The 26,250-nt window shown below is 64.7% G+C and carries 23 protein-coding genes; 17 read left to right on the top strand and 6 right to left on the bottom strand.

Translation table 11 applies throughout. From position 1 onward, the window contains the following. Positions 1-36 precede the first annotated feature (36 nt). From fabD to ACQY78_RS04635, 10 genes are all read left to right on the top strand, one after another. Positions 37-978, top strand: a complete 942-nt coding sequence (gene fabD / locus ACQY78_RS04680) for an ACP S-malonyltransferase (protein WP_428683220.1) — start codon at positions 37-39, stop codon at positions 976-978. Positions 979-990: 12 nt separating this feature from the next. Beyond that, positions 991-1,731: a 3-oxoacyl-[acyl-carrier-protein] reductase gene (gene fabG, locus ACQY78_RS04675; protein ID WP_428683218.1), complete on the top strand. Its 741-nt coding sequence runs from the start codon at positions 991-993 to the stop codon at positions 1,729-1,731. 134 nt (positions 1,732-1,865) lie between these two features. Continuing rightward, positions 1,866-2,105 carry an acyl carrier protein gene (locus ACQY78_RS04670; RefSeq protein WP_295135853.1) on the top strand — a complete coding sequence of 80 codons (240 nt, stop codon included), beginning with the start codon at positions 1,866-1,868 and terminating at the stop codon, positions 2,103-2,105. Positions 2,106-2,139: 34 nt separating this feature from the next. Continuing rightward, entirely contained in the window at positions 2,140-3,396 is a 1,257-nt protein-coding gene (fabF, locus tag ACQY78_RS04665; RefSeq protein ID WP_428683216.1) for a beta-ketoacyl-ACP synthase II, read from the top strand. Between the two features lie 22 nt (positions 3,397-3,418). Then, on the top strand, positions 3,419-4,459 hold the full coding sequence (gene mltG / locus ACQY78_RS04660; protein WP_428683214.1) for an endolytic transglycosylase MltG: 1,041 nt from the start codon (positions 3,419-3,421) through the stop codon (positions 4,457-4,459). Position 4,460: 1 nt separating this feature from the next. Continuing rightward, positions 4,461-5,174: a DnaJ domain-containing protein gene (locus ACQY78_RS04655; RefSeq protein WP_428683212.1), complete on the top strand. Its 714-nt coding sequence runs from the start codon at positions 4,461-4,463 to the stop codon at positions 5,172-5,174. A 109-nt stretch (positions 5,175-5,283) separates the two neighbouring features. After that, positions 5,284-6,159 (top strand): UTP--glucose-1-phosphate uridylyltransferase GalU, encoded by an 876-nt coding sequence (gene galU / locus ACQY78_RS04650; protein WP_428683210.1) that lies wholly within the window; start codon positions 5,284-5,286, stop codon positions 6,157-6,159. Positions 6,160-6,163: 4 nt separating this feature from the next. Further along, positions 6,164-7,480, top strand: coding sequence for a UDP-glucose dehydrogenase family protein (locus ACQY78_RS04645; protein ID WP_428683208.1), 1,317 nt, complete (start codon positions 6,164-6,166; stop codon positions 7,478-7,480). Between the two features lie 32 nt (positions 7,481-7,512). Continuing rightward, entirely contained in the window at positions 7,513-8,916 is a 1,404-nt protein-coding gene (pgmG, locus tag ACQY78_RS04640) for a phosphoglucomutase/phosphomannomutase PgmG (RefSeq protein ID WP_428683206.1), read from the top strand. Continuing rightward, positions 8,916-9,350, top strand: coding sequence for a gamma-glutamylcyclotransferase family protein (locus ACQY78_RS04635; protein WP_428683204.1), 435 nt, complete (start codon positions 8,916-8,918; stop codon positions 9,348-9,350). The genes pgmG and ACQY78_RS04635 overlap by 1 nt, the downstream gene beginning before the upstream one ends. Here the strand turns inward: ACQY78_RS04635 and ACQY78_RS04630 are convergent. Further along, the gene (locus ACQY78_RS04630; RefSeq protein ID WP_428683202.1) at positions 9,319-10,785 is read right to left on the bottom strand and encodes a serine hydrolase; all 1,467 of its coding nucleotides are present in this window, start codon (positions 10,783-10,785) and stop codon (positions 9,319-9,321) included. The two genes, ACQY78_RS04635 and ACQY78_RS04630, sit on opposite strands and share 32 nt — an antisense overlap. 162 nt (positions 10,786-10,947) lie before the next feature. Between ACQY78_RS04630 and ACQY78_RS04625 the strand changes: the two genes are divergently transcribed. The 4 genes from ACQY78_RS04625 to ACQY78_RS04610 all read left to right on the top strand — a co-directional run bounded on the left by ACQY78_RS04625 (position 10,948) and on the right by ACQY78_RS04610 (position 14,684). Beyond that, positions 10,948-11,667, top strand: coding sequence for a hypothetical protein (locus ACQY78_RS04625; protein ID WP_428683200.1), 720 nt, complete (start codon positions 10,948-10,950; stop codon positions 11,665-11,667). Positions 11,668-11,730: 63 nt separating this feature from the next. Then, positions 11,731-12,147, top strand: coding sequence for an ATP-dependent Clp protease adapter ClpS (gene clpS / locus ACQY78_RS04620; protein ID WP_428683198.1), 417 nt, complete (start codon positions 11,731-11,733; stop codon positions 12,145-12,147). A gap of 42 nt (positions 12,148-12,189) precedes the next feature. After that, on the top strand, positions 12,190-14,511 hold the full coding sequence (clpA, locus tag ACQY78_RS04615; protein ID WP_428683196.1) for an ATP-dependent Clp protease ATP-binding subunit ClpA: 2,322 nt from the start codon (positions 12,190-12,192) through the stop codon (positions 14,509-14,511). Then, a complete protein-coding gene (locus ACQY78_RS04610; RefSeq protein WP_428683194.1) occupies positions 14,511-14,684 on the top strand; it encodes a hypothetical protein in 174 nt (57 codons plus the stop codon). Before clpA ends, ACQY78_RS04610 begins: the two co-directional genes overlap by 1 nt. 4 nt (positions 14,685-14,688) lie before the next feature. Here the strand turns inward: ACQY78_RS04610 and ACQY78_RS04605 are convergent, their stop codons facing one another. From ACQY78_RS04605 to ACQY78_RS04585, 5 genes are all read right to left on the bottom strand, one after another. Further along, positions 14,689-15,867 carry a GNAT family N-acetyltransferase gene (locus tag ACQY78_RS04605; protein WP_428683192.1) on the bottom strand — a complete coding sequence of 393 codons (1,179 nt, stop codon included), beginning with the start codon at positions 15,865-15,867 and terminating at the stop codon, positions 14,689-14,691. A 55-nt stretch (positions 15,868-15,922) separates the two neighbouring features. Continuing rightward, on the bottom strand, positions 15,923-19,036 hold the full coding sequence (locus ACQY78_RS04600; protein ID WP_428683190.1) for an efflux RND transporter permease subunit: 3,114 nt from the start codon (positions 19,034-19,036) through the stop codon (positions 15,923-15,925). A gap of 9 nt (positions 19,037-19,045) precedes the next feature. Continuing rightward, positions 19,046-20,179, bottom strand: coding sequence for an efflux RND transporter periplasmic adaptor subunit (locus ACQY78_RS04595; RefSeq protein ID WP_428683188.1), 1,134 nt, complete (start codon positions 20,177-20,179; stop codon positions 19,046-19,048). After that, the gene (locus ACQY78_RS04590; RefSeq protein ID WP_428683186.1) at positions 20,176-20,823 is read right to left on the bottom strand and encodes a TetR/AcrR family transcriptional regulator; all 648 of its coding nucleotides are present in this window, start codon (positions 20,821-20,823) and stop codon (positions 20,176-20,178) included. Before ACQY78_RS04590 ends, ACQY78_RS04595 begins: the two co-directional genes overlap by 4 nt. Positions 20,824-21,206: 383 nt before the next feature. Next, entirely contained in the window at positions 21,207-24,899 is a 3,693-nt protein-coding gene (locus ACQY78_RS04585; protein ID WP_428683184.1) for a vitamin B12-dependent ribonucleotide reductase, read from the bottom strand. 297 nt (positions 24,900-25,196) lie between these two features. Between ACQY78_RS04585 and ACQY78_RS04580 the strand changes: the two genes are divergently transcribed. Genes ACQY78_RS04580 through ACQY78_RS04570 form a run of 3 tightly spaced genes read left to right on the top strand, consistent with a single transcriptional unit; the run spans position 25,197 to position 26,250 of the window. Beyond that, entirely contained in the window at positions 25,197-25,547 is a 351-nt protein-coding gene (locus tag ACQY78_RS04580; protein ID WP_428683182.1) for an NADH:ubiquinone oxidoreductase subunit NDUFA12, read from the top strand. Then, a complete protein-coding gene (gene mlaD / locus ACQY78_RS04575) occupies positions 25,532-26,023 on the top strand; it encodes an outer membrane lipid asymmetry maintenance protein MlaD (protein ID WP_428683180.1) in 492 nt (163 codons plus the stop codon). Before ACQY78_RS04580 ends, mlaD begins: the two co-directional genes overlap by 16 nt. Then, complete coding sequence (locus tag ACQY78_RS04570; protein WP_428683178.1) at positions 26,023-26,250, top strand: hypothetical protein; 228 nt, start codon at positions 26,023-26,025, stop codon at positions 26,248-26,250. The genes mlaD and ACQY78_RS04570 overlap by 1 nt, the downstream gene beginning before the upstream one ends.

The raw sequence follows: 26,250 nt of genomic DNA, 5'->3' as shown, positions 1-26,250 counted from the left end.
GCCCGCAATCGCGATGAAAATCATGGGAAAACGCGCATGAGTCGGGCTTTTGTCTTTCCGGGGCAGGGATCGCAGGCTGTCGGCATGGGGGCAGATCTTGCCGGTGCCTTCGCCACCGCCAGGGAGGTGTTCGGCGAGGTCGACGAGGCGCTGAAGCAGAACCTCTCGAAATTGATGCGGGAAGGCCCGGAGAGCGATCTCGTCCTGACCGAGAACGCCCAGCCCGCCCTGATGGCGGTGAGCGTTGCGGTCGCCCGGATCCTGGAGCGGGACGGCGGCAAGCCGCTTTCCTCGCTTGCCACGTATGTCGCGGGCCACTCGCTCGGCGAATATTCGGCGCTTGCGGCGGCCGGCGCCCTGAAGCTCGCGGATGCCGCGCGCCTGCTGAAACTGCGTGGGCAGTCGATGCAGAAGGCCGTGCCCGTGGGCGTCGGCGCCATGGCCGCGTTGCTCGGGATCGAACTGGAGGCGGCCCAGGAAGCCTGCAAGGAAGCAGCTCAGGGAGAGGTGGTCGCGGTCGCCAACGACAATGGCGGCGGCCAGATCGTCGTGAGCGGTCACAAGGAAGCGGTCGAGCGCGCCATCGAGGCCGCAAAGTTGCGCGGCTGCAAGCGCGGCATGATGCTGCCGGTGAGTGCGCCTTTCCATTGCCCTCTGATGCAGCCGGCCGCTGATGCGATGAAGGTCGCGCTGGAAGAAGTGGTGCTGATGCCGCCGCGCGTGCCGCTGGTGTCCAACGTGCTGGCCTCGGAACTCAGCGACCCGGGGGCGATCAAGCAGCGCCTCGTGGAACAGGTGACCGGCCTCGTGCGTTGGCGCGAGAGCGTGCAGTATATGAAGAGCAAGGGCGTCGATGTCCTGGCGGAGTGCGGCACCGGCAAGGTCCTGTCAGGCCTCGTCAAGCGCATCGACAAGGACATGACCGGCCTGGCACTGAATACGCCGTCCGACATCGAAACCTTCCTCAAGACGGCCTAAGGAGAGAGTGCCATGTTCGATCTGACCGGCAAGGCAGCTCTCGTCACCGGCGCGTCCGGTGGCATCGGCGGCTCCATCGCACGCGCGCTCCACAAGCAGGGGGCGACGGTCACCCTGTCGGGCACGCGCGCCGAGGCGCTGGAGCAGCTCAAGGCCTCGCTCGGTGAGCGAGCCCATGTCGTGGCAGCGAGGATGGACGACCCGGCCGACATCGACCGGCTCGCCAAGGAGGCTGAAGCCGCGATGGGCGGCAAGCTCGACATCCTCGTGAACAATGCCGGGATCACGCGCGACAATATCTCGATGCGCATGAAGGACGAGGAATGGGAGAAGGTCCTGCAGGTGAACCTCACCGGGACTTTTCGCCTGACCCGTGCGGTGATGCGCGGGATGATGAAGCGGCGCTTCGGCCGGGTCATCAGCATTACCTCGATCGTGGGGGTCACGGGCAATCCGGGGCAGGCGAATTATGCGGCGGCCAAGGCCGGCCTGATCGGCATGTCGAAGTCGCTGGCGCAGGAGCTGGCGTCGCGTGGAATCACGGTGAACTGCCTGGCGCCCGGTTTCATTGCCACACCGATGACCGACGTGCTGACCGACGATCAGAAGAAGACCATTCTGGCGCGTGTCCCCGCCGACCGCCTGGGCACGCCCGACGAGATCGCGGCCGGTGTGGTCTATCTCGCCAGCGACGAGGCGGCCTACGTCACCGGTCAGACGCTCCACATCAACGGCGGGATGGCGATGATCTGACGGACAGGCTTACAAGTGCCTGATTCTGTGGGCTTTTCGGACCTAGCCAATGGCACGGGAGCTATGTTAAGAGCCCGGCATTCGCCAACCCCCTGGCGACCGGAATTTGTTGGATACACGGGAAGGACAAGACAATGAGCGATATTGCCGAGCGCGTTAAGAAGATCGTCGTCGAGCACCTCGGCGTCGAGGCCGCGCAGGTCAAGGAAGAGGCCAAGTTCATCGACGATCTGGGCGCGGACAGCCTCGATACGGTCGAGCTCGTGATGGCGTTCGAGGAAGAATTCGGTATCGAAATTCCCGACGACGCGGCGGAGAAGATCCAGACCGTCGGCGACGCCATCGGCTTCATCAAAGGCACCGCGAAGTCCTGATCTTCACCGGTTCCTGAAAGAGGAAGGGCGGAAGATGAGGCGTGTTGTCGTAACCGGCATGGGAATGGTGACGCCGTTGGGTGACGGCGTCGACACGAACTGGCGTCGCCTGATGGCGGCGGAGTCCGGCATCCGGTCGATCCAGGCTTTCGATACCTCGGACCTCGCGACCAAGATCGCGGGCGAGGTGCCCCAGGGCGACAAGGCAAACGGCCACTTCAACGTGGACGATTACCTTGCCCCCAAGGAGCAGCGGAAGCTCGACAAGTTCATCATCTTCGGCATCGCGGCCGCCCAGCAGGCGGTCGAGGATTCCGGCTGGATGCCGCAGGACGAGGAAGGTCTCAACCGGACCGGCGTCATGATCGGCTCCGGCATCGGCGGTCTTCAGACGATCTACGAGACGTCCCTGATCCTGAAAGAGCGGGGCCCGCGTCGCGTCAGCCCCTTCTTCATTCCCTCGGCGCTGATCAACCTCGTCTCGGGGCAGGTCTCGATCAAGTACGGTTTCCGCGGGCCGAACCACGCCGTGGTCACGGCCTGCGCCACCGGCGCCCATGCCATCGGCGACGCTGCGCGGCTGATCCAGTTCGAGGATGCCGACGTCATGGTGGCCGGCGGCGCCGAAGCCGCCATCTGCCGCATCGGCATTGCGGGATTCAATGCCTGCAAGGCGCTGTCGACCGACTTCAACGACACGCCGACACAGGCCTCGCGCCCGTGGGACAAGCGGCGCGACGGCTTCGTGATGGGCGAGGGCGCCGGCTGCCTCGTTCTCGAAGAGTACGAGCATGCCAAGAAGCGTGGCGCCAAGATCTACGCCGAGATTTTGGGCTATGGCCTGTCCGGGGACGCCTATCACATCACGGCTCCGTCCGAGGACGGCGACGGTGCGGTGCGTGCCATGAAGGCGGCGCTGAAGCGCGCGAATCTCGGCACCGACCAGATCGACTATGTGAATGCACACGGCACATCGACGATGGCCGACGTGATCGAGCTCGGCGCCGTGAAGCGTACCTTCGGCCAGGATGCCTATAGTATCTCCATGTCGTCGACCAAGTCGGCGACCGGACATTTGCTGGGCGCTGCCGGCGCGATCGAGGCGATCTACGCGATCAAGTCCCTGATCGATCAGGCCGTACCGCCGACGCTCAACCTCGACGAGCCCGACGACGGCTGCGACATCGATCTGGTTCCCAAGCAGGCCAAGCAGCGTAAGGTTCGCCATGCGCTGAGCAACTCGTTCGGCTTTGGCGGGACCAACGCGTCCTTGATTGTCGGGCCTGTCTGACTTCATCCTGAGGAGCTGAGTCATGCTCAGCTACTTCCGCTGGGTTCTCTTCTTCATCGCCCTGTTCGCCACCGTGATGGGCGGCTCGGTCTATCTGGGCCACGCCATTCTCACGGCGGAGGGACCGCTCGCCACGACCAAGAACATCGTGATCCCGCGCGGCGCCGGACCGACCACCATGTCCAAGCTGTTGCAGGAGGAGGGGGTCATCGCCCACCCGCGCCTGTTCCGCGTGGCGCTGATGATCGATCCGTCGCCCAAGCCCATCAAGGCAGGTGAATACGAGGTGCCGGCCCATACCTCGATGCAGGCGCTCGTGGAGCTCCTGCAGTCGGGGAAGGTCGTGCAGCGTCGCCTCACGATTCCCGAGGGCATGACGACCCCCGAAGTGCTGGACCTGGTGCGCAAGACTGAAGCGCTCACCGGAGACATCACGCTCGACGTGAAGGAGGGTGATCTCCTGCCTGAAACCTACTTCTATTCGCGCGACGATACCCGGGACGGGCTGCTTCTGCGCATGAAGGAGGCGATGGAGAAGACGCTCGACGAGGCTTGGCGCAAGCGCGCCGCCGGCCTGCCGCTTGCCAACAAGCGCGAGGCGCTCATCCTGGCGTCGATGATCGAGAAGGAGACGGCGGTGCCGTCGGAGCGCACCAAGGTGGCCGCGGTGTTCATCAACCGGCTGCGCCGCCGCATGAAGCTCGAGAGCGATCCCACAACCATCTACGGCCTGACGGAAGGCAAGGCGCCGCTCGGCCGAGACCTGACGCGGGCGGACCTGCAGTCGAACACGCCGTTCAATACCTACGCGATCGTGGGCCTGCCGCGCGGGCCGATCTGCAACCCGGGACGGGCCTCGATCGTCGCGGCGACCAACCCGGCGCGCGATCGCTCGCTGTTCTTCGTCGCCGACGGCCAGGGCGGCCACGCCTTCGCGCTGACGCTGCCAGAGCACAACCGGAACGTCGAGCGCTGGCGCCAGATCCAGCGTGAACGAGCGGAATCCCAGTCCCAGACCCAGCCGCAAACGCCGGCGCCGCGGGCGCCAACGACCCAGCAGTAGCATGCCAGCTGCGCTCCTTCTGGCGCTCCTCGCATTTGCCGCCTTCGCCTTGGTCATCGCCTGGTTCCTGAGGGCAAATCCCTCCTCGATGGCGCGCGTCCTGCGTGTCGTGATGGTGGTTCTGGGGGGTATCGGCGCGGGCGGCCTGCTGATTTTCGGCCTGCGCTTCCTGCCTGGACTCATGCCGGAGCTGCTCGGCCTCGCGGGCGTTGTCATCACCGCCTTGATCGCCCGCGCCGTGCGGCAACGCCCGTCGGGAGGTTTCAGTTCACCGGGCGCAAGCCATCGCACGGAGGTCAAAACCGCGTTCCTGCAGGCTTGGATCGATCATGCGAGCGGCGACGTCGGCGGCTCGGTGCTTGCGGGGCGGTTCGCTGGACGTACGCTCGACGTGCTCACGGATGCCGAGCTTCTCGATCTACGGAGGGAGTGTGCAACCGACGCCGATTCGCTCAGGGTCCTCGAAGCGTATCTCGACCGCCGCCTCGGTGCGGACTGGCGCAGCGCCCAGCACGCACCGCCGCCGCGCGGCGCAGGGGCCGACATGACGCGCGACGATGCGCTGGCGGTCCTCGGCCTGGCGGAGGGCGCCACCGTGGAAGACATACGCGCGGCCCATCGACGCCTCATCCAGCGGATGCACCCGGATGTCGGCGGGACGGCCGACCTCGCCGCGCGGATCAACCGTGCCAAGGATGTGTTGCTTGGCGGTTGACCTTGCCAGTGAGAGCGCCGACATGGCATCAAGCGGCGTGGGCTTGCCACGATCCTGTCAAATCATTGATTTTAATATACAATCCCGCCGTTGAATGAGGTCGATCAGCATGGCGCAGCGTGTTCGTAAAGCCGTCCTGCCGGTCGCCGGCCTTGGAACGAGATTCCTGCCCGCGACCAAAGCGATGCCCAAGGAGATGCTGACCGTCGTCGACCGGCCTCTCATCCAGTACGCCGTCGAGGAGTGCCTCGCCGCGGGTATCGAGGAGTTCGTCTTCGTATCCGGGCGCAACAAGGGCGCCCTGGAGGATCATTTCGATCACGCGTTCGAGCTCGAAGCGACGCTCGAGCAACGCAAGAAGGCCCCCGAGCTGAAGCAGACGCAGGACGCCACGATCAAGCCGGGCAATGCCATCTTCACGCGCCAGCAGAAGCCGCTCGGTCTCGGCCACGCCGTCTGGTGCGCCCGCCACTGGATAGGCAACGAGCCGTTTGCCGTCCTGCTGCCGGACGAGCTGACGCTCGACACGCCGAGCTGCATCGGCCAGCTCGTGCAGGCGCACGAGAAGACGGGCGGCAGCGTCGTGGCCGTGATGGACGTGCCGCGCGAGCAGACCAAGAGTTACGGTATCGCGGCCGTGAAGAACGAGCAGGGCAACCTGTCGGAAATCACCGGGATGGTGGAAAAGCCCAAGCCGGAAGAAGCACCTTCGACCCTCGCCTTGATTGGCCGGTACGTGCTGCTGCCTGAAGTGTTCGACCACCTCGATCGGCACGAGACCGGCGCCGGCGGGGAAATCCAGCTGACGGACGCCATGGCCAAAATGATCGGTCACAAACCTTTCCACGCGCTGCGATATGCTGGGAAGCGTTACGATTGCGGCAGCCGTCTCGGTTTCCTCGAGGCCAATGTCGCCGTGGCCCTGCACCGCGCCGATACCGCCGTGGAAACGCGGGCTCTCTTGGATCGTCTTGTGAAAGGCTGAACATATGCGAATTGCCATGATCGGTTCCGGCTATGTCGGGTTGGTATCCGGAGCGTGCTTTGCGCAATTCGGCCATGACGTGATTTGTGTCGACAAGGATGCCGGCAAGATCGAGCGGCTGCGCAAAGGCGAAATCCCGATCTTCGAGCCGGGGCTGGACAAGCTGGTCGCAGACAATGCGCGATCCGGCCGGCTGAGCTTCAGCACGCAGCTCGGTGACGCGGTCGGCGATGCCGATGCCGTGTTCATCGCCGTGGGCACGCCGACGCGCCGCGGCGATGGCCATGCCGATCTGTCCTACGTTTATGCCGCTGCAGCGGAGATCGCGCAGGCGATACGCGGCTATACGGTGATCGTGAACAAGTCGACGGTGCCGGTGGGGACGGGCCGCGAAGTCGCCCGCATCATCCGCGAGTCTCAACCTGCGGCAGAGTTCGACGTTGCCTCCAACCCAGAGTTCCTCCGCGAGGGCGCGGCGATCGAAGACTTCATGAAGCCCGACCGTGTCGTGATCGGGGTCGAGAGCCAGCGGGCGCGCGATGTCATGTCGACGGTCTACCGTCCGCTCAACCTGATCCAGACGCCGATGGTCTTCACCAATATCGAGACGGCCGAGGTCACGAAGTACGCGGGGAATGCCTTTCTCGCGACGAAGATCACTTTCATCAACGAAATCGCCGACCTTTGCGAGAAAGTCGGCGCCGACGTGCATGACGTGGCGCGCGGAATCGGGCTCGATGGCCGCATTGGCCGCAAGTTCCTCCATCCGGGACCGGGGTTCGGCGGCTCCTGCTTCCCCAAGGATACGCTCGCGCTGGCCTACACCGCGCGCGAGGTCGATGCACCTCAGACGCTCGTCGAGCAGGTCATTCAGGTGAATAACAGCCGCAAGAAGAAGATGGCGCAGAAGGTCATCGACTTCTGCGGCGGCTCGGTAGCGGGTCTCACGATCGGCGTGTTGGGGCTTACATTCAAGGCAAACACCGACGACATGCGCGACGCGCCGTCCCTCGACATCGTGCCCGCTCTGCAGGCCGCCGGCGGCAAGATCGTGGCCTTCGACCCAGAGGGTATGATCGAAGCGGCGCGCCTGATGAAGGATGTGATCTTCACCCAGAACGCCTACGAGGCAGCCACGGGGGCCGATGTTCTGGTGGTCATCACCGAGTGGCACGAGTTCCGCGGCCTGGACCCGCGGCGCATCAAGGAAGCGATGCGCGAGCCCCGGATCGTCGACCTTCGCAACATCTTCGATCCCGGTGAGATGCGGTCGCTCGGCTTCGCGTACGACAGTATCGGCCGGCCTGTCGCACACGGCTGAATTTCCCCAAGATCCTTTTCCGGAGTCCATGTATGAGCCAAATGGCGCACAAGTTCGATCCGAGCATCCTGCGTGAGTACGACATTCGCGGCATTGTGGGCGGAACGGTGCATGCTGCCGATGCGCGGGCGATCGGACGTACGTTGGGTACACTCGTCCGCCGGAAGGGCGGCAAGCGGGTCGCGCTGGGCTACGATGGAAGGCTGAGTTCTCCCGAGCTTGCGGCCGCGTGCATCGAAGGTCTGACCTCGGCCGGGATCGATGTGGTCGACATCGGTCTGGCCGCAACGCCGATGCTCTATTTCGCCGTGTATCATCTCGAGGCCGACGGCGGGATCCAGATCACCGGATCGCACAATCCGCCGGACTACAACGGCTTCAAGATGATGATGGGCAAGAAGTCGTTCTTCGGCGCCGACATCCAGAAGCTTGGCGAAATGGCGGGCAAGGGCGACTGGGAAACGGGGGCGGGCAAGGTCGAGAAAGTGGCCATCCTCGCCGACTATGCCGCCCGTCTCCTGCGGGACGTCAAGCCCGGCAAGAAGCTCAAGGTCGCCTGGGATACCGGCAACGGCGCGGTCGGCGTCTCGATCCGCGCCGTCGTCGACAAGCTGGAAGGCGAGCATTTCGTGCTGAACGAGAAGGTCGACGGAACCTTCCCGTCGCACCATCCCGACCCCACCGTGCCGAAGAACCTCGAGCAGTTGATTGCCGAGGTGAAGAAGCATGGCTGCGACCTCGGCATCGCCTTCGACGGCGACGGCGACCGCATCGGCGCGGTCGACGGCAAGGGCCGCATCCTTTGGGGCGACCAGCTGCTGGTGCTTTGGTCGCGCGACGTGCTCAAGACCAATCCGGGCGCGACCATCATCGCCGACGTGAAGGCGAGCCAGGTCCTGTTCGACGAGATCGCCAAGGCCGGCGGCAAGCCTATGATGTACAAAACCGGCCATTCGCTCATCAAGAGCAAGATGGCCGAGATCGGCTCACCGCTCGCCGGCGAGATGAGCGGCCACGTGTTCTTCGCTGACACTTTCTACGGTTTCGACGACGCGCTCTATTGCGGCCTGCGTCTGCTCAACATCGTGGCGAATTCGACGGAGAGCCTGGCGCAAATGCGGGACGGGCTGCCCCAGCCGGTCAATACACCCGAGCTGCGCTTCGACTGCCCCGACGACCAGAAGTTCGGCGTTGTCGAGAAGGTCAAGGCGCGCCTGGAGAAGGACGGTGCCACGTTCTCCGACATCGATGGCGTTCGGGTCAGCACCAAGGACGGTTGGTGGCTCCTGAGGGCCTCGAACACGCAGCCTGTTCTGGTCGCGCGCTGCGAGGCGGCCGACGACGCTGGTCTCGAGCGGCTGATGAAGGATCTCAAGGCCGCCCTGGCGGCGTGTGGAGTGGAGCTTCCGGACGACGCCTCGTCCGGCCATCACTGATGCGCTTCTTCTTCTACGGCACGTTGCTCGATCGTGACGTGACGGCTCTGGTCCTGGGGCGGCGGTTGCCGCCGCAGGCGTATACGGCGGCAAGGCTGCCGGGACACGCCCGGCGCCGCGTTCAAGGCGCGACCTATCCGATCGTCATTGCCGATCCTTCCGGCGAAGTGTCGGGTGCGATCGTGGGGGGGCTCAGTGCCCGGGACGTCGCGCACCTCGCGGCCTATGAAGGACCGGGCTATCGGATCGTGCCGCTGCGGGTGAAGGTGCTGGGGAAGATGACCGTGGTGTCGGTTTTCGAGCCGATCCAGTCGCGGCTAAAGCCCAGCCGGGAGACGTGGGACCTGGCGGTCTGGCAGAGCCGCCACAAGAAATCGTTCGTGGACCGGCTGAAGAGAGCGCTCAGCGTGCACCCGGCGTATTCCAGGCAGTGACCTGGAGCGCCGAGCAATAGACCTTACGCTTTTCGAGCCGCTTGCAGCCTTCGGTCGCCTGTTCCTGGGACAGGTTGATCAGTCGTGCGCGATGGAAGACGCGGTTCGCCATCTGCACTTCGTCGACGATCGCGGAGGCCGAGCGCGAGTCGGGCAGGGCCGCGGTCGCCCGCTCCAGGGCCGCCTGAGCGGCCTGCGGATCGCTGAACGAGCCCACCTGGATCACCCAGCTTCCGAGAGCAGGCGTGTCCGAACCCGCGGGAGAGGCGGGCGGAGGAACTGCAGCAAAGGCTGCCGTGGTCGCGGGCTTTGCCGGCGCGGGGGCCACGAAGCCCGCATACTTCGGACTCACCTGCGGCTGCTGTGCCTGCTGCGTCTGCGCCTGCGCCGCGGCGGGCGGGCGGTAGGCCTCCGCGAAGCCGGCGCCGGGATCGAACTGGGCGGCGGTGTAGCGCGCCGACGGCGGCTTGCGCACGGACGTCCAGGGCGAGAGTTGCATGGCCGCAGCGAGCGCGAAGCCGCGATCCATGAGAGCGGCCATCGTCCGGTCGCGCTGCGCGGCGCTGGTGCCGCCCATGACGACACCGATCAGGCGGCGGTTGTCGCGCACTGCCGACATCACGAGGTTGAACCCGGACGCGTTGGTATACCCCGTCTTCAATCCGTCGGCGCCTTCGTAGTTGCCGAGCATGCGGTTGTGGTTCTCGAGGGTGCGGCCGCGGTAGGAGTAGCTCTGCACCGAGAAGATCGCGTAGTAGTGCGGATAGTCGCGCATCAGCGCGTTGGCGAGCTTGGCGAGATCGCGGGCGGTCGTGACCTGCTCGCTGTTGGGCAGGCCCGAGGCATTCCGGAACACCGTCGAACTCATGCCGAGCTGGCGCGCCTTCTGCGTCATCACGCGGGCGAACGCCTCTTCGCTGCCGGCGAGGCCTTCGGCCAGCAGCACGGCGGCATCGTTGGCCGAGCGCGTAACCAGCGCCATCGTGGCGTCGCGCACGTTGACGGTGCCCCCCGGCGTCATGCCCATCTTCGTGGGGGGAGCATTCAGGGCATTCACGGAGACCGGGAGCGCGTCGCCAAGTGACAGCCGACCCGAATCCAGAGCCGAAAAGGTGAGGTAGATCGTCATCAACTTGGTGACGGACGCGGGATGCCGGAGCTCATCGGCGCGATCGGAGGCGAGTTCACGGCCGCTCGTGGCATCGACGATCAGGTAGGATTCCTTGCCTGTGACGCCGGGATTGGCCACCCACGAGGAGGAAGCATTGCGCGATGCGGCCTTGGCGCGGGCCTTGGCAGGCGGGGCGGCCCGCTTGACCGACTTCGCTTGAGTTTGGGCGTCAACCGGGGACGGCGCGAGCGAGGCACCTAGAAAAAGAATGCTGACGGCGACCCAGGAAAAGCCGACCGCAATTCGCCTGAGGGGAAAAATCATTGCGAATACGCCACACGCGAAATCAGATTCTTGTGCTCATCCAATAGGTTATGAGCTGTTGCTTGAACTTTACTAAAGTTTGTAGGGGTATGCAACTTTGGTCATGCCGCTCTGCTGCCCTAGTTGGTTCGGATTATGCAAGCCTTCGTAAAAGGAGGCGTGATGAAGGCTTGTTTGCTGGCGTTGGCTGCCTTGACCGCTCTGTCGGCGGCGCCCGCCATGGCGCAGAGGCCGGATCGCAATGTCGAGTTGCCGGTCGTACGCAGCTTCCATTGGTTCGACTTCGTCGCGGCCGACGATATCCGTGCTGCCTGCGTGCCGGGAGGCCGAAGCCGTCTCAGGCTCATCTACAACGCCCTCTGGGAGGAGCAGGTCCGCGCCTACGACATCTACCTGCAGCCCGATGGCGTGGCCGGCATGAACATCGGCGTGCTCGAGGGGCAGGGCACTGTCACGACCGGCATCACCAACATGCTCATTTCAAACCCGAAGGACATATTCGCGCCGTGGAGCATGAAGGGCGGTCAGCGCATCCTGAGCACGGACGAAACCCGTGAACTCCTGGCACTGCTGGAAGAGAGCCGCGCCTTTGGTCCTCCGCGGGACGGGATGCGGCTGCCCGACAACGACTTCTGGTGGACCGTCGCCTCGTGCCGGAATGGCGTGTGGGGCTTCCAAGCCTATCATTATCCGACGGACGGCTTCGCGAACGTGAAATTCGCGGCCAAGCTGTTCTCATGGGACAAGGTGCCCATCCCTGTCAATCCGCCCCGCAAGCTCGAGCCCGCGGAGCTACGGCGCGACTGGAACGCACCGCTTCACCGCGCCCGCGCCGATCGCTGGATGCTGGTCGTGGGAAAGGATGGTCTCCGGCCGAGGTAGCGGAATCCGTAACGCTACCTATATAATTCACGAGTGTCTTGGTTTGGGAGCGTGACGACAACGATGGACTTTCTGCGCAACGCAGGCGAATGGCGGCTCGGCGGTGCGGGCGAGCCCCCCCAAGGACCGCCCGGTGGGCCGCCTGAGCAGCCGCCGCGCCGGGACGACGGCGAAGGCGGTGACGACGGCCGCACCGGCGCGCTGACGCTCACGCGGACGCGGACCAAGAAGCCGTCGATGTACAAGGTTCTGATGCTGAACGACGACTACACGCCGATGGAGTTCGTGGTCGACGTTCTGCAGAACATCTTCCAGAAGAACCGCGAAGAGGCGACCGAGGTCATGTTGCACGTCCATCAGAAGGGCGTTGGGGTCTGCGGGGTCTACACCTATGAGATCGCTGAAACCAAAGTGACCCAAACGGTCGACTATGCGCGTAAGAATCAGCACCCTCTCCAGTGCACATTGGAGAAAGAGTAACGACGACCAAGAGTAGTTCGTTTTTCCAGTCGAGGTGGTTCGATGTCCATGCTGTCCAAGAACCTCGAGAAGTCCCTGCATCGCGCCTTCGGGCTCGCAGGCGAGCGCCGTCATGAATATGCGACGCTCGAGCATCTGCTCTTGTCCATGACGGAGGACGAGGATGCGATGCCCGTTCTCAAAGCCTGCGGGGTCGACATCGACCGGTTGAGGCACGACCTCGAAACCTTCGTCGACAATCGGCTCAAGGGCATCATCACCCAGAGTGCCAGCGAGCCTCTGCCGACCGCCGGTTTCCAGCGCGTCGTCCAGCGCGCGGCCGTCCACGTGCAGTCTTCGGGGCGAAATGAGGTGACGGGCGCCAATGTGCTGGTCGCCTTGTTCTCCGAGCGCGACAGCCATGCCGTCTCGTTCCTCGAGAACCAGGGCATGACCCGGCTGGATGCCGTCGACTACATCAGTCATGGAAAGGCCAAGGTGCCGGGCCGCGCGCGCACGCGTCGCGTCAGCGGCTCGGAGGAGGAGGCCGGCGGCGAGGCCGCGGCCAAGCAGGGCAACGAGGCGCTCGCCACCTATTGCGTCGATCTCAACCAGAAGGCCAGGGAAGGACGGGTCGATCCGCTGATCGGCCGCGAGCACGAGGTCGAGCGGACCATTCAGGTCCTGTGCCGTCGTACCAAGAACAACCCGCTCTACGTCGGCGAGCCTGGCGTCGGAAAGACCGCGATCGCCGAAGGCCTCGCCCGCAAGATCGTCGACGGCGAGGTGCCGGAGGTCCTGAAGGAAGCGGTCATCTACTCGCTCGACATGGGCGCCCTCCTGGCCGGTACGCGTTATCGCGGCGACTTCGAGGAGCGGCTGAAGGCTGTGCTGACCGAACTCAAGAAGAAGCCGCACTCCGTCCTCTTCATCGACGAGATCCACACGATCATCGGCGCCGGCGCGACGTCGGGCGGCTCGATGGATGCGTCGAACCTGCTGAAGCCTTCCCTCCAGTCGGGAGAGCTGCGCTGCATCGGCTCGACGACCTACAAGGAGTATCGCAACTACTTCGAGAAGGACCGCGCGCTGGTTCGTCGCTTCCAGAAGATCGACGTGCCGGAGCCGACGATCAGCGATGCCGTCGAGATCATGCGCGGCCTCAAGCCCGTCTACGAGAAGCACCATCACGTGAGCTTCACCGACGACGCCATCAAGGCGGCGGTGGAGCTGTCGGCGCGCTACATTCACGACCGCAAGCTGCCCGACAAGGCGATCGACGTGATCGACGAAGTTGGCGCGGCCCAGATGCTGCGTGCGCCGGCGGACCGCAAGACCGTCATCGAGGTGGCCGACATAGAGGACGTCGTCGCCAAGATCGCCCGCATCCCGCCGAAGTCGGTCTCCAAGGACGACACCGAGATGCTGCGCACCATTGACCGCGACCTGAAGACGGTCGTGTTCGGCCAGGACCATGCGATCGACCAGCTCGCCGCGTCGATCAAACTCGCGCGCGCGGGCCTGCGGTCGCCGGAGAAGCCCATCGGCAGCTACCTGCTGGCCGGCCCGACCGGCGTCGGCAAGACCGAGGTGACGCGCCAGCTTGCGCGACTGCTCGGCCTCGAGGTCATCCGCTTCGACATGTCGGAATACATGGAGCGGCACAGCGTCTCGCGCCTGATCGGCGCCCCGCCGGGCTATGTCGGCTTCGACCAGGGCGGCCTGCTCACCGACAAGGTGAACCAGCATCCGCATTGCGTCGTGCTGTTCGACGAAATCGAGAAGGCCCATCCGGACGTCTTCAACGTCCTGCTGCAGGTCATGGATTACGGCAAGCTCACCGACCATAACGGCCGGACGGTGGATTTCCGCAATGTCATCCTGTGCATGACCACCAATGCGGGTGCAGCCGATATCGCCAAGCCCGCGCTGGGCTTCGGCCGGGAGCAGCGGCACGACGAGGACAACGAGGCGATCAATCGCATGTTCGCCCCGGAGTTCCGCAACCGCCTCGATGCGATCATCAAGTTCGCCAGCCTCGGCCCGGAGTCGATGGGCAAGGTGGTGGACAAGTTCGTCGCGGAACTCGAGGTTCAGCTCGCCGACCGCAAGGTCTTCATCGAGCTGACCGACGGCGCCCGCCGCTGGTTGGCGGAGAAGGGCTACGACAGGCTGTTCGGTGCCCGCCCACTCGGCCGGGTGATCCAGGAATACGTGAAGAAGCCGCTGGCCGAGGAGGTGCTGTTCGGCAAGCTCTCCGACGGCGGCACGGTGCGGGTCGACGTCGATGCGCCGGGCGACGCTGGTAAGCTCGTCTTCACTTTCCTGCCGCCTGAGCGGGGGGCCTTGCCGCCCGCGAGCCAGGAACCGGTGCTCGCCGAATAGTGAGTGCGTTCAAGCCTCTCTGGATCGCCTTTCGCGCCGCGGTGCTCGCCACCGCGGTGTTCTGGGTGGTCCTGTTCATCGTCGACAAGATCGGATGGCAGGCGCCGCTCGGACTGACCGAGCAGCTTGTCTTCTTCGTCGTTTTCTTCTTCGGGGTGCTGATGGCCAAGTAGGCCGTCAGCCCTCGTTCTCTTTCCGGAACGGCGAATACTGCATCAGCCCTTCGATTTCCTGCTGCACCGCCGTGCGTTCACGCTTGAGGTAGTCGTCCACGGCGCGGCGGAAGCTCGGATCGACGATCCAGTGGGCCGAGTAGGTCGGGACCGGAAGATAGCCGCGCTGGATCTTGTGGTCGCCTTGCGCCCCAGCCTCCACTCTCGCCAGCCCGTGGGCGATCGCAAAGTCGATGGCCTGGTAGTAGCAGGCCTCGAAATGCAGGAAGGCGTGGCTCTCGAGGCAGCCCCAGTAACGTCCGTAGAGCGTGTCGTCGCCCCGGAGATTGAGGGCGCCGCCGACGGGCCGGCCATCGGCTTCCGCCAGCACCAGCACGACCTTGTCGGCCATGGTCGCACCCAGAATGTCGAAGAAGGAGCGCGTGAGATAGGGCGTGCCCCATTTGCGGCCGCCGGTATCCATGTAGAAGGCGAAGAAGGCGTCCCAGTGTTCAGACCGGATGTCGTCGCCGGTCAGCGTATGGATGACGAGGCCCTCGCGCCGCACGGCCTCGCGCTCCTTGCGGATCGCCTTGCGCTTGCGGGAGGCCAGGGCGCCGAGGAAGTCGTCGAAGGTCCGGTATCCGTCGTTGCTCCAGTGATACTGCTGACCCAGGCGCAACAGCCAGCCGTGCGCGCCGAAGCGCTTCCACTCCTCTTCGGTGCAGAAGGTGGCGTGGACCGAGCTGATGTTGTTGTCGTCTGCCACCTTGGCCAGCATGTCGATCAAGGCGTCGCGGACGGCACCGGCCAGCGGGCCGGGGCGGGCGAACAGGCGCGGCCCGGGGACAGGCGTGAACGGCACGGCGACCTGGAGCTTGGGATAGTAGCGGCCGCCGGCTCGTTCCAGGGCCTGGGCCCAGCCATGGTCGAACACGTACTCGCCCTGGGAATGGCTCTTGATGTAGACCGGGGCGGCCCCCTGGAGCGTCCCGTCGTCCGACTCCGCGAGCAGGTATTGGGGCTGCCAGCCGGTGCGCCGGCCCACCGATTTCGAGTCTTCCAGCGCCTTCAGGAAGCCGTAGCTGAGGAACGGGTTGCCCGCCGAGCCCGGAGCGAGCGCGCAGGCATCCCACTGGGCGGCGTCGACCGCGCTGAGCGAGTCGACGATGCGCAGACCAACTGTCGGGGCATCATCCGGCATAAGGACAGCATAGCGTGAATCGTGCCAGTACGATGGCCATTCGTTGTCGCTGTTTCTACTCGGCAGGCTTGTGTTCGCGGGCCATTTCGTCCGCCGAGCGGCTGAAGCGGCGGGTTGCCCAGAGGCTCAGACGGTCGATATAGATCAACATCACCGGCACGACGACGAGGGTCAGCAGGGTCGAGCTGATCAGGCCGCCAATCACGGCGTGCGCCATTGGCGCGCGCTGCGTGGCGCCTTCGCCCAGCCCCAGCGCCAGCGGGAGCATGCCGAACACCATGGCGAGCGTGGTCATCAGGATGGGCCGCAGCCGGATCGTACCGGCCTCGAGCAGGGCCTCGTTGACCGGCGTTCCGCGCTCCCGGGCCTGATTGAAGAAGTCGACCAGCAGGATGGCGTTCTTGGTGACGAGACCCATCAGCATGATGAAGCCGATCGCCGAGAAGATGTTGAGCGTGGTGCCGGCGATCAACAGGCCGAGGAACACGCCGATCAGCGACATCGGCAACGACATCATGATGGCGATCGGCTGCAGGAAGCTGCCGAACTGCGACGCCAGGATCAGGTAGATCAGGATGACCGCCATCAGCAGCGCCTGGCCGGCATAGCCGGCACTCTCCGCCATGTCCTTGGTCGAGCCGCCGAACACGAAGCGATAGCCGGCCGGCAGCTTGATCTGGGTCAGGACCTGCTGCAGGTCGCTCGAGACCTCGCCGGCGGAGCGCCCGTAGACGTTGGCCGTGATCTGGACCTCGCGGTTGAGGTCGCGGCGGTTGATCTGCGAGGCGCCGACATCGGTCACGACGTCGGCGATCTGCGCGATATGGACCATGCGCGGCAGGCCGTTCGGTTCGGTGCCGGCGGTGAACCACACACGGTGCAGGTCGGCGATGCCCGTGCGGTCGTCGGTCGGCAGGCGCACCATCACCATGTAGTTCTCACCGTCCGGCGCCCGCCACAGGCTGGTTTCATCACCGGCGAAGAGGGGGCGCAGCGACTGCGCGACCGCGGCCGATCCCAGGCCGAGGTCGGAAGCGGCGTCGCGGCGCAGGCGGACCGACAGGATCGGCTTGGCGGCCTTGAGGTTGCGGTCGAGATCGACCAGGCCGCGGATTCCGGCGGCGCGCTTCATCACGTCCTGCGAGATCGCATCGAGCACGTTGGTGTCCGGCCCCTGCAGCGAAAGCTGAAGCTGCTTCTGGACGCCACCGCCCGGCCCGCCGGGAATGTTGATCGAGACCAGGATGCCCGGAATGCTGGCCAGCCGCTCGCGGATCGGTTGGGCGAGCTGTTCGGGTGAACGCGTGCGCTGCTTCAGCGGCTTCAGCTTGAGATACAGGCTCGCCTGGTTCTTGCCGTTGGCATAGCCGGTGTTGACCGTGCCGTAGGTGTAGTCGACCTCTGGAAACTCGCGGATCGCCGCGTCGACCTGGCGCAGCTTGGCCTCGGTATATTCCAGCGACGATCCAACCGGCGTTTCGATGCTGACGACCTGCTCGCCGAGATCGGCCTGCGGGACGAACTCGAAGCCGATGTATTTCGGCAATGCGAAGCTGCCCAGGAAGCTCGCGAGCGCGATCAGCAGGGTGAGCTTCGGCCAGCGCAGCGCCCAGGCGAGCACCACGCGATAGACGCCATTGGCCTTTTCCTGCGCGCCATTGACGATGCGGGCGAAGCGCCCGTTGCCATGGGCCTGCGGGTCGTACCAGACCGACGACAGCATCGGGTCGAGGGTGAAGGACACGAACAGGGAGATCAGCACGGCGGCCGAGACCATGACGCCGAACTGGAAGAAGAAGCGGCCGATGATGCCGCCCATGAAAGCGACGGGCAGGAACACCGCCACGATGCAGAAGGTGGTGGCGAGCACGGCCAGCCCGATCTCGTTTGTGCCGTCGATGGCGGCCTGGCGGTGCGACTTGCCGAAGCCGATATGGCGCATGATGTTCTCGCGCACCACGATCGCATCGTCGATCAGGATGCCGATGGCGAGGCTCAGCGCCATCAGGGTCAGCACGTTCAAGGTGAAACCGAAGGCGGCCATCACCATGAAGGCGCCGAACACCGAGATCGGCAGCGCGAGGCCCGTAATCACCGTGCTGCGCCAGGAATGCAGGAACAGGAAGACGATGGCGATGGTCAGCAGGCCGCCCTCGATCATGGTCTGCTGGACGTTGTCGACCGAGTTCTGGATGCCGCGCGAGCTGTCGCGCACGATCTCGAGCTTCACGTCGGCGGGCAGGGAGGCCTGCAACTCCGCGACGGCGCGACGGACGCCGCGCGCCACCTCGATCGTATTGGAGCCCTGGGTCTTCACCACGTCGATGGCGAGCGCCCGCTCGCCGTTCAGCATGGCGACGTTCTCGAGTTCCTGTTGTCCGTCGACCACGTTGGCCACCTGCCGGAGATAGACGGGCGCCTGGCCGCGGCGGGCCACGATCAGGTCGGCGAAGTCGCCGGGCTCGACGACGCGGCCGGTGACCTCGATTACGCGGTCGTCGTTGCCGCGCTGGACGTTGCCGGCGGGAAAGTTCTGATTCTCGTCCTTGATCGCCCGCATGATGTCGTTCACGCCGACGCGGAGCGCATGCATGCGGCCGGGATCGAGCTCGATGTTGATCTGGCGCTTCAGCCCGCCGGCGATGGTGGCACGGCCGACGTCGCGCACGGTCTGCAGTCGCTTGATGATGATCTGGTCGGCGAGCGTCGTGAGATCCCGTACCGAGCGGACGTCCGATCGAACGGCGATCGACACGATCGGCTGGTCGTCGGGATTGAAGCGCTGGATCAGCGGTTCCTTGATCTCCGGCCGGAAGGACGCCCGGACCATCTGGACCTTCTCGCGGACGTCCTGGATGGCGACGGCGGAAGGGACCGACAGTTCGAATTCGGCGATGACGATCGACTTGCCCTCGAGCGAGCGCGAGGTGAGCGTCTTGAGGCCGGCGATGGCGTTGACCGATTCCTCGATCTTGCGGCTGATCTCGCTCTCGACCGTCTCCGGCGACGCGCCGGGATAGTCCGTGGTGACCACGACGATGGGAAAATCGACATTGGGAAACTGGTCGATACCGAGCTGGCGATAGGAGAACAGGCCCATCACCAGCAACGCCACCATCATCATGGTGGCGAAGACCGGATTGTCGACCGCGATCTGGGTGAGCTTCACGGCCGTCTCCTAGCGTGTCTCGACGAGCTTGACCTTCTGTCCGGCGTGCAAGCCGGGCAGGGGGGCCGAGACCACCGTCATGCCCGACTCCAGGCCTTTCACCTCGACGAGCTCGCCGCGCGACCAGGTTCGGACGGCACCCACCGGCTTGCGGACCAGCGTGCCGTCCTCGACGATCAGCACGTACTCGCCCTGGTCGTCCTTGCGCATCGCCGAGGCCGGGACGGCGAGGGCGTGACCCTTCTCCTGCACGGTAACGCTGCCGGTGCCAAACAGGCCGCCGCGCAGCGCCTCGTGACGATCCGTGATCTCGACGTAGACGGGTATCGATCGGGAGCCGGCCTGTGTGGTCGGGCTGATGCGGGTGATCTTGCCGTTGAAGACGCGATCGCCGAACCCTTCGAGTGTGACCTGGGCGGCCTGGCCCACCTTCATGCGGATGACGTCGGCGGCCGGCATCTGCGCGGATATCTCGACGTGGCTGGTGTCGAGAAGGGCCAGGATCTTGCCGTCGATCGGCAGCGATTCGCCCTGGTTGGCGATGCGCTCGCCAACGACGCCGTCGAAAGGCGCCTTGACCTCGGCATCGGCCAGGTTCTTGCGGGCCACGTCGAGCTGGGCCTCGGCGACGGCCACCATGGAAGCGCGATTCTCGGCTGTCGCGCGCGCCTGGTCGGCCGCCGATTGCGAGACGATGTTGCGGTTGGCCAGTGTCTCCTTGTCGGACCGGTCGCGTGCCGTCCAGCGCGCGTCGGCACGGGCGGCCTCGAGCGCGGACTGCCGCTCGTTCATCTTGGCCTGCAACTCTGTCGTCTCGAAGCGCGCAAGCACCTGGCCTTGGGTTACCCGGTCGCCTTCGCGCACCAGAACCTCGGCCAACCGGCCGGCAACGCGCCCCTTCACAATGGTCTGGTCGATCGGCTGCGTGGTGCCGGTGAAGCGGACCACATCGACCAGACCGCGCGGGTTGATGGTGTGGACCTCGGCCGGAATCAGTTCGAGGGTACGGTCCGCGGCTTTGGTGACAGCCGGACCACTGCCTGCCGGCGTCGTGCCCTTGCCGTTCTTCCACGCAAAGGCACCGCCTCCCAGGATGACGGCGGCGCCGACGATGGCGATGATGATCTTGGCGCTGGTCTTCATGGCCGTAGCCCTTTGAGAACGAAATCGAGATAGGCGGTGTAAAAACGGTCACCGTCGACCTTGCTGGGGTCGAACGGCGCCAGGGAGCGCTTCCAGACCGAGAACATGGCGAGCGGCTGCAGGATGACGATCGCGGTGGTTTCGAGATCGGGGAGTGGGCGGAACTCGCCGCTTGCTATGCCGCGGCGCAGCGTGCGGATGAAAAGGTCACGTCCCCGCACATCGAAGTCGGTGCAGTAGAAGTCGGCGACGTCGGGGAAGTTTCCGGCCTCGGCCAGGATCAGCTTCACGACCCCGCCGGCAGGGGTCTCTTCGAAAGCGCGGAAGCCGGCCACCAGGATGCGGAGCAGGTCCTCGCTCGTTCCTTCGAAGCGGTCGATCACGTCATTTGCCCGTGACAGCGGACCGGCGATGGCCTCGGCGATGACCGCCTTGAAGAGTTCTTCCTTGTTCTTGAAGTAGAGATAGGGGAGGCCCTTGCTGACCGACGCCGCCTTGGCGACGTCCTCGAGCTTGGTGGCGGCGAAGCCTCGCGTGACAAAGAGCTCCAGAGCGGCGCGGGCGATCTCGGAGGCACGATCTTCCGGTCGCCGTACGCGGGCCGACTTGGCAGTTTCTGTATTGACTGACTGGTCAGTACCCATGTTCCGCCATGTAAGCGCAAAGCGGGCAGGGTTCAAGCCGGAAAGAAAAAAGTCCGGCAGACCGAGGTCGCCGGACGCTTTGGCTAGTTTCGCCTTTCCACGCCCGCGAGCGGGAGTGTCGGATCGGCTTTATGCTGGTCTTCTGTTTAGGGGGCTTCCGGTGGGGCCCTGAGAGAGGGCGCCCACGCGGAAGCCTAAAGGCGTTGTTAGAGGGGCCAAAGTAACCTTTGACCTCCGCCCTTTCCTAATTACTGCTTCTTCTTCTTAGCAGCCTTCTTCTTCGCAACCTTTTTCTTAGCAGCCATAACTGTCTCCTATGGTTAGCTATGGGTTCCCCAACCGTGAGGCCCCCGGGGTACGCTGGTACGCTACGCCACGCATGCTCAACTGCAGCCGGTGGTGCCGCCGCAGGTCGTGCACTTGAGGCACGTCCCGTTGCGAACCATGGTGAAGTTGCCGCATTCCGGACAGGCATCCCCTTCAAATCCCTTGAGCCTTGCCTCGAGGGCCAGTCCCAGGGGCGAGGAGGATGTTTCTCCGAGCGCGACGCTGACGACGGCCGCCTTGGCGATGTGCGCCGAAGCGACGGCTGGTCCGTCGGTCAGTCCGTTGGGCAGGGCGGCGCCGACGATCGCCTTGGGAGCGATCGCGACATTGCCGGCAGTCCTGCCATTCAATGCGGTAAGGTTGCTGCGCAGATAACCGACACTTGCGATGCGGCTGACCGCGGCGGCGGCGGCTTCGGCGGCGTTGGTGCCGGGCGGAGGCAGTTCGCCCTGGACCTCACCGCGTCCGACACCGTCGGGCCGGAGGTCCGCCTGCTCGACGTGGCTGAGGTCGTTGCGTCCCAGGTAGGAGATCGCGAGCTCGCGGAAGATGTAGTCGAGAACCGACGTCGACATCTTGATCGCGTCGTTGCCCTCGACGAGACCCGAAGGCTCGAACCGCGTGAAGGTGTAGGCCTCCACGAATTCCTCGAGCGGCACGCCGTACTGCAGGCCGATCGAGATCGCGATGGCGAAGTTGTTCATGAGGCTGCGGAACGCCGCGCCTTCCTTGTGCATGTCGACGAAGATCTCTCCGACGTGGCCATCCTCGTACTCGCCGGTCCTGAGATAGACCTTGTGGCCACCCACGATGGCCTTCTGCGTATAGCCCTTGCGACGCTGCGGCAGGCGCTCGCGGCCGGCCCGGACTTCGCGCTCGATGATGCGTTCCACGATCCGCTCGGCAATGATGGGGGCCCGCGCCGCAGGCGACAGATCGGCAAGATCGTCGTTCGCCGCCGTGTCGTCGCCCAGTGCCATCGCAGACAGCGGCTGCGAGAGCTTGGAGCCGTCACGATAGAGGGCGTTCGCTTTCAATCCGAGCTTCCACGAGATTTCATAGGCCTTGCGGCAGTCCTCGACCGTTGCCGCGTTCGGCATGTTGATGGTCTTGGAAATGGCGCCCGATACGAAGGGTTGTGCTGCAGCCATCATGCGTATGTGACTCTCTGCAGACAAGAAGCGTGTGCCATCTCGTCCACAGGGATTCGCACAATCGAACACAGAAAGATGTTCGCGCTTGAGATCGGGTGCGCCTACGACGCTCATCGTCCCGCAGGCATGGATGTTCGCGGCGGCGACGTCGCTGCGCGAGAAGCCAAGTCGCGACAGGATGTCGAGCTTCGGATCGGCGAGTGCTTCGTCATCGAGGCCAAGCGCTTCGCGACAAAAGGCTTCGCCCAGTGTGTAGCGCGAGAAGGCCATGCGGATATCGAAGGCCGTGGTGATCGCCTGGTCGATCCGTTGCAGCGTCGCCGCATCGAAGCCGCGTGCCGACAGGCTCTCGTGATTGATGGAAGGCGCCGAAGCGAGCGAGCCTTGGCCCACGGCATGGCCAACGATGCGGCTGATCTCGGTCTCGTCGTAACCCAGCGTACGAAGCGCCAGCGGGACGGTCTGGTTGATGATCTTGAAGTAGCCACCGCCGGCCAGCTTCTTGAACTTGACCAGGGAGAAATCGGGCTCGATCCCGGTTGTGTCGCAATCCATCACGAGGCCGATCGTGCCGGTGGGCGCGATGACGGAGACCTGCGCGTTGCGAAAGCCGTGGCGCTCACCCAGTTCCAGCGCACGATCCCAGGCATGGCGGGCCGCGGCGACGAGCCGGGCGTCCGTGCAGTTGGCCGCGTCGAGAGCCTGCGGCGCGATCGACAGCCCTTCATAGGCCTCGTTCGCGCCGTGTGCTGCGCGGCGATGGTTGCGGATGACGCGCAGCATCGGCTCGCGGTTGGCCGCGAAGCCGGGGAAGGCGCCCATCAGGCCCGCGATCTCCGCCGACGTGGCGTAGGCGGTGCCGGTCATGATCGCGGTGAGGGCGCCGGCGATGGCGCGACCCCGGGCGCTGTCGTAGCCCAGGCCCAAAGCCATGAGGAGGGCGCCGAGATTGGCGTATCCCAGACCCAGCGTGCGGTACTGGTAGGAAAGCTCGGCGATGCGGCGCGATGGGTACTGCGCCATCATGACGGAGATCTCGAGAACGACGGTCCAGAGCCGGCTCGCATGCTCCAGCGCCTCGACGTCGACCGAGCCATCGTCGCGTCGAAACCGCATCAGGTTCAACGAGGCGAGATTGCACGCCGTGTCGTCGAGGAACATGTATTCCGAGCACGGGTTGGAGGCGTTGATACGCCCCGACTCCGGGCAGGTGTGCCAATCGTTGATCGTGGTGTCGTACTGAACGCCCGGATCGGCCGAATGCCAGGCCGCTTCGGCGACCTGATCCCAGAGGAGGCGCGCGCCGACCACCTTGGAGACCTTACCGGTCGTGCGCTCGGTCAGAGCCCATTGCCGGTCTTCTTCCACCGCGCGCAGGAACGCGTCGGTGACGCGCACCGAGTTGTTGGCATTCTGTCCGGAAACGGACGCATAGGCGGCCGATTCCCAATCCGTGTCGAAGGCCGGGAAGTCGATGTGGCGATAGCCCTGGCGGGCGAACTGGATGACTCGCTGGATGTAGTTCTCGGGCAACTCGGCACGCCGAGCTGCCACGATCTCGCGACGCAGCTTCGAGTTCTGCCGCGGGTCGAACGCCGCCTCGCCCTGCTGGTCCTCGAGACAGGCCTGGATGATGGCGTTGAGGTGACGGTTGGCGAGCCGGGATCCGGCAACCAGAGCTGCGACCTTCTGCTCCTCGAGCATCTTCCAGGAGATGAAGTCCTCGATGTCGGGATGGTCGATGTCGACCGTCACCATCTTGGCCGCGCGACGTGTCGTGCCGCCGGACTTGATGGCGCCGGCCGCGCGGTCGCCGATCTTGAGGAACGACATCAGGCCGGACGATTGGCCGCCGCCGGAAAGCTTCTCACCTTCACCGCGCAGGCGGGAGAAGTTGGAGCCGGTGCCTGAGCCATACTTGAAGAGGCGTGCCTCGCGGATCCACAGATCCATGATGCCGCCCTCGTTCACCAGGTCGTCCGAGACGCTCTGGATGAAGCAGGCATGAGGCTGCGGCCGCTCATAAGCCGACGCCGAGCGATGGGCCTCGCCATCGAGATGATCGACGAACCAGTGGCCCTGGCCCGGACCGTCTATGCCGTAGGCCCAGTGCAGGCCGGTGTTGAACCATTGCGGCGAATTGGGCGCGCAGATCTGTGCCGCGAGCATGAAGCAGTGCTCGTCGTAGAAGGAGCGGGCGTCCTCCTCGCTGTCGAAGTAGCCGCCTTTCCAGCCCCAATAGGTCCAGGCGCCTGCCATCCGGTGGAAAATCTGGCGCGCGCTGCTCTCGCCGCCGAAGCGCTCGGCCTCCGGCATCGCAACGAGGGCAGCCTCGTCGGGTACCGATCGCCACAGCCACTCGGGCATGTCCGTTTCGGTGACGCGGATCATCCGAGCGGGCACTCCAGCGCGACGGAAATACTTCTGGGCGAGGACGTCCGACGCGACCTGCGACCACTCGGCCGGCACGTCGATGTTCTTCAACTGGAAGACGATCGAGCCGTCGGGATTGCGGATCTCGGAATTGGCAACGCGAAAGGCCATTCCAGCGAATGGCGATTTTCCTGCCTGCGTATACCGACGCTCGAAGCGCATCGACGATCCCCCGTGCCCGATCCCGCCAATCTGGTTCCCTGTCGCGGGGGGGTGTCCGATACACATCGGACACGCACATATGGGCACGAAGTAATAGTAAATTACAAAATCTTGTGGGCGCAACTATATTTTGTAGCACACGCTGTTGATGGTACTAGATGATGCAAGTGCGCAACAGTCGACGAAACGCCTCATTGTGATGTCGTTAATCAAGCAGAGTGACGCATCGTTCACGTCGCGTTGCACGCAATCGAACGCCCGCGTACAAGCGCGCATCACCTACGAAGTGGTTGGTTCATGATCATCGGCACCTGGCTCTTTACGAAGATGCGCGGCGAATTGGTCGGCACGGACGCCGAAGGCAATCGTTACTTCCAGGACAAGCGCATCGTTCCCGGGATGCGGCGCAAGCGTTGGGTCATGTACAACGGCGTGGCCGAGGCATCGCGCGTTCCGGCCGAATGGCATGGCTGGCTTCATCACACGCTCGCCGAGCCGCCGCCGGCCGGCGGCTCGCCGCGCAAGGCCTGGCAAAAGGAACACCTGCCCAACCTTACGGGTACCGACCACGCCTACCGGCCGCCGGGCCATTCACTGTCCGCAGGTGACAAGCCGAAACCCCCTTACGAGGCATGGCGTCCCGGCTGATGCTGGCAAACGCGGGGGGAATGAGCGTGGGCCGTAATATTGTCGAGACGATCGTGGGCGCGCTGGTGCTGGTGGTGGCCGGCTTCTTCGTGTTCTACGCGTTCTCGAAATCCGATCGAGCGGGACCTGAGGGTTACGAAATCGTGGCGCGCTTCGGGCGCATTGATGGGCTGAAGCGGGGGGCCGACGTAACGCTGAGTGGCGTCAAGGTCGGGAGCGTGACCGGCTTCAGTCTGGATCCCAAGACCTATCAGGCCGTCGTGCGCCTCGGTTTGTCGTCGAACGTCGACCTGCCGCTCGACACGCACGCCAAGATCGTGGGCGAATCGCTGTTGGGTGGCATGGTCGTCGTTCTCGAGCCGGGCGGCGACAAGCAGATGCTCAAGAACGGCGGCGAGATCGAGCATACGCAGGACGCTATTCCCCTGACGGAGCTGATCGCCAAGTTCATGTTCGGAAGCACGGGAAGCAAGTGATGGGCGCTCAGTCCCCGAAGGAGCCGCCGGTCTGGCGGCAGCCGGACGGCAAGCCAGTGTCATGCCTCGAAAAGATCAAAGTCCTGAACCAGAATATCCAGGAGATCGAAAGCCTCTGCGCCGATGCGCTGGAGGACGGAGTTCTGATGGGATGCGACGCCACGCAGATAAAGCAGGCGCTTCACGAACTGATCGACGGGTTGACGTCACCCCACGCCAAGGGGTGA

The organism is Reyranella sp. (assembly GCF_965279625.1).
Classification (GTDB): Bacteria; Pseudomonadota; Alphaproteobacteria; order Reyranellales; family Reyranellaceae; genus Reyranella.
The sequence above is the reverse complement of the archived record's forward strand: the minus strand, read 5'-3'. Positions and strand labels throughout refer to the sequence as shown.

What these genes read in the sequence shown, in the direction of transcription:
- ACQY78_RS04585 (WP_428683184.1), bottom strand. Translation starts at nt 24,899, where the DNA reads ATGCGCTTCGAGCGTCGGTATACGCAGGCAGGAAAATCGCCATTCGCT.
- clpS (WP_428683198.1), top strand. Translation starts at nt 11,731, where the DNA reads ATGGACTTTCTGCGCAACGCAGGCGAATGGCGGCTCGGCGGTGCGGGC.
- ACQY78_RS04625 (WP_428683200.1), top strand. Translation starts at nt 10,948, where the DNA reads ATGAAGGCTTGTTTGCTGGCGTTGGCTGCCTTGACCGCTCTGTCGGCG.
- ACQY78_RS04595 (WP_428683188.1), bottom strand. Translation starts at nt 20,179, where the DNA reads ATGAAGACCAGCGCCAAGATCATCATCGCCATCGTCGGCGCCGCCGTC.
- ACQY78_RS04570 (WP_428683178.1), top strand. Translation starts at nt 26,023, where the DNA reads ATGGGCGCTCAGTCCCCGAAGGAGCCGCCGGTCTGGCGGCAGCCGGAC.
- ACQY78_RS04605 (WP_428683192.1), bottom strand. Translation starts at nt 15,867, where the DNA reads ATGCCGGATGATGCCCCGACAGTTGGTCTGCGCATCGTCGACTCGCTC.
- fabF (WP_428683216.1), top strand. Translation starts at nt 2,140, where the DNA reads ATGAGGCGTGTTGTCGTAACCGGCATGGGAATGGTGACGCCGTTGGGT.
- ACQY78_RS04590 (WP_428683186.1), bottom strand. Translation starts at nt 20,823, where the DNA reads ATGGGTACTGACCAGTCAGTCAATACAGAAACTGCCAAGTCGGCCCGC.
- mltG (WP_428683214.1), top strand. Translation starts at nt 3,419, where the DNA reads ATGCTCAGCTACTTCCGCTGGGTTCTCTTCTTCATCGCCCTGTTCGCC.
- fabG (WP_428683218.1), top strand. Translation starts at nt 991, where the DNA reads ATGTTCGATCTGACCGGCAAGGCAGCTCTCGTCACCGGCGCGTCCGGT.
- clpA (WP_428683196.1), top strand. Translation starts at nt 12,190, where the DNA reads ATGTCCATGCTGTCCAAGAACCTCGAGAAGTCCCTGCATCGCGCCTTC.
- ACQY78_RS04635 (WP_428683204.1), top strand. Translation starts at nt 8,916, where the DNA reads ATGCGCTTCTTCTTCTACGGCACGTTGCTCGATCGTGACGTGACGGCT.
- ACQY78_RS04645 (WP_428683208.1), top strand. Translation starts at nt 6,164, where the DNA reads ATGCGAATTGCCATGATCGGTTCCGGCTATGTCGGGTTGGTATCCGGA.
- mlaD (WP_428683180.1), top strand. Translation starts at nt 25,532, where the DNA reads ATGGCGTCCCGGCTGATGCTGGCAAACGCGGGGGGAATGAGCGTGGGC.
- ACQY78_RS04580 (WP_428683182.1), top strand. Translation starts at nt 25,197, where the DNA reads ATGATCATCGGCACCTGGCTCTTTACGAAGATGCGCGGCGAATTGGTC.
- pgmG (WP_428683206.1), top strand. Translation starts at nt 7,513, where the DNA reads ATGAGCCAAATGGCGCACAAGTTCGATCCGAGCATCCTGCGTGAGTAC.
- galU (WP_428683210.1), top strand. Translation starts at nt 5,284, where the DNA reads ATGGCGCAGCGTGTTCGTAAAGCCGTCCTGCCGGTCGCCGGCCTTGGA.
- fabD (WP_428683220.1), top strand. Translation starts at nt 37, where the DNA reads ATGAGTCGGGCTTTTGTCTTTCCGGGGCAGGGATCGCAGGCTGTCGGC.
- ACQY78_RS04630 (WP_428683202.1), bottom strand. Translation starts at nt 10,785, where the DNA reads ATGATTTTTCCCCTCAGGCGAATTGCGGTCGGCTTTTCCTGGGTCGCC.
- ACQY78_RS04670 (WP_295135853.1), top strand. Translation starts at nt 1,866, where the DNA reads ATGAGCGATATTGCCGAGCGCGTTAAGAAGATCGTCGTCGAGCACCTC.
- ACQY78_RS04655 (WP_428683212.1), top strand. Translation starts at nt 4,461, where the DNA reads ATGCCAGCTGCGCTCCTTCTGGCGCTCCTCGCATTTGCCGCCTTCGCC.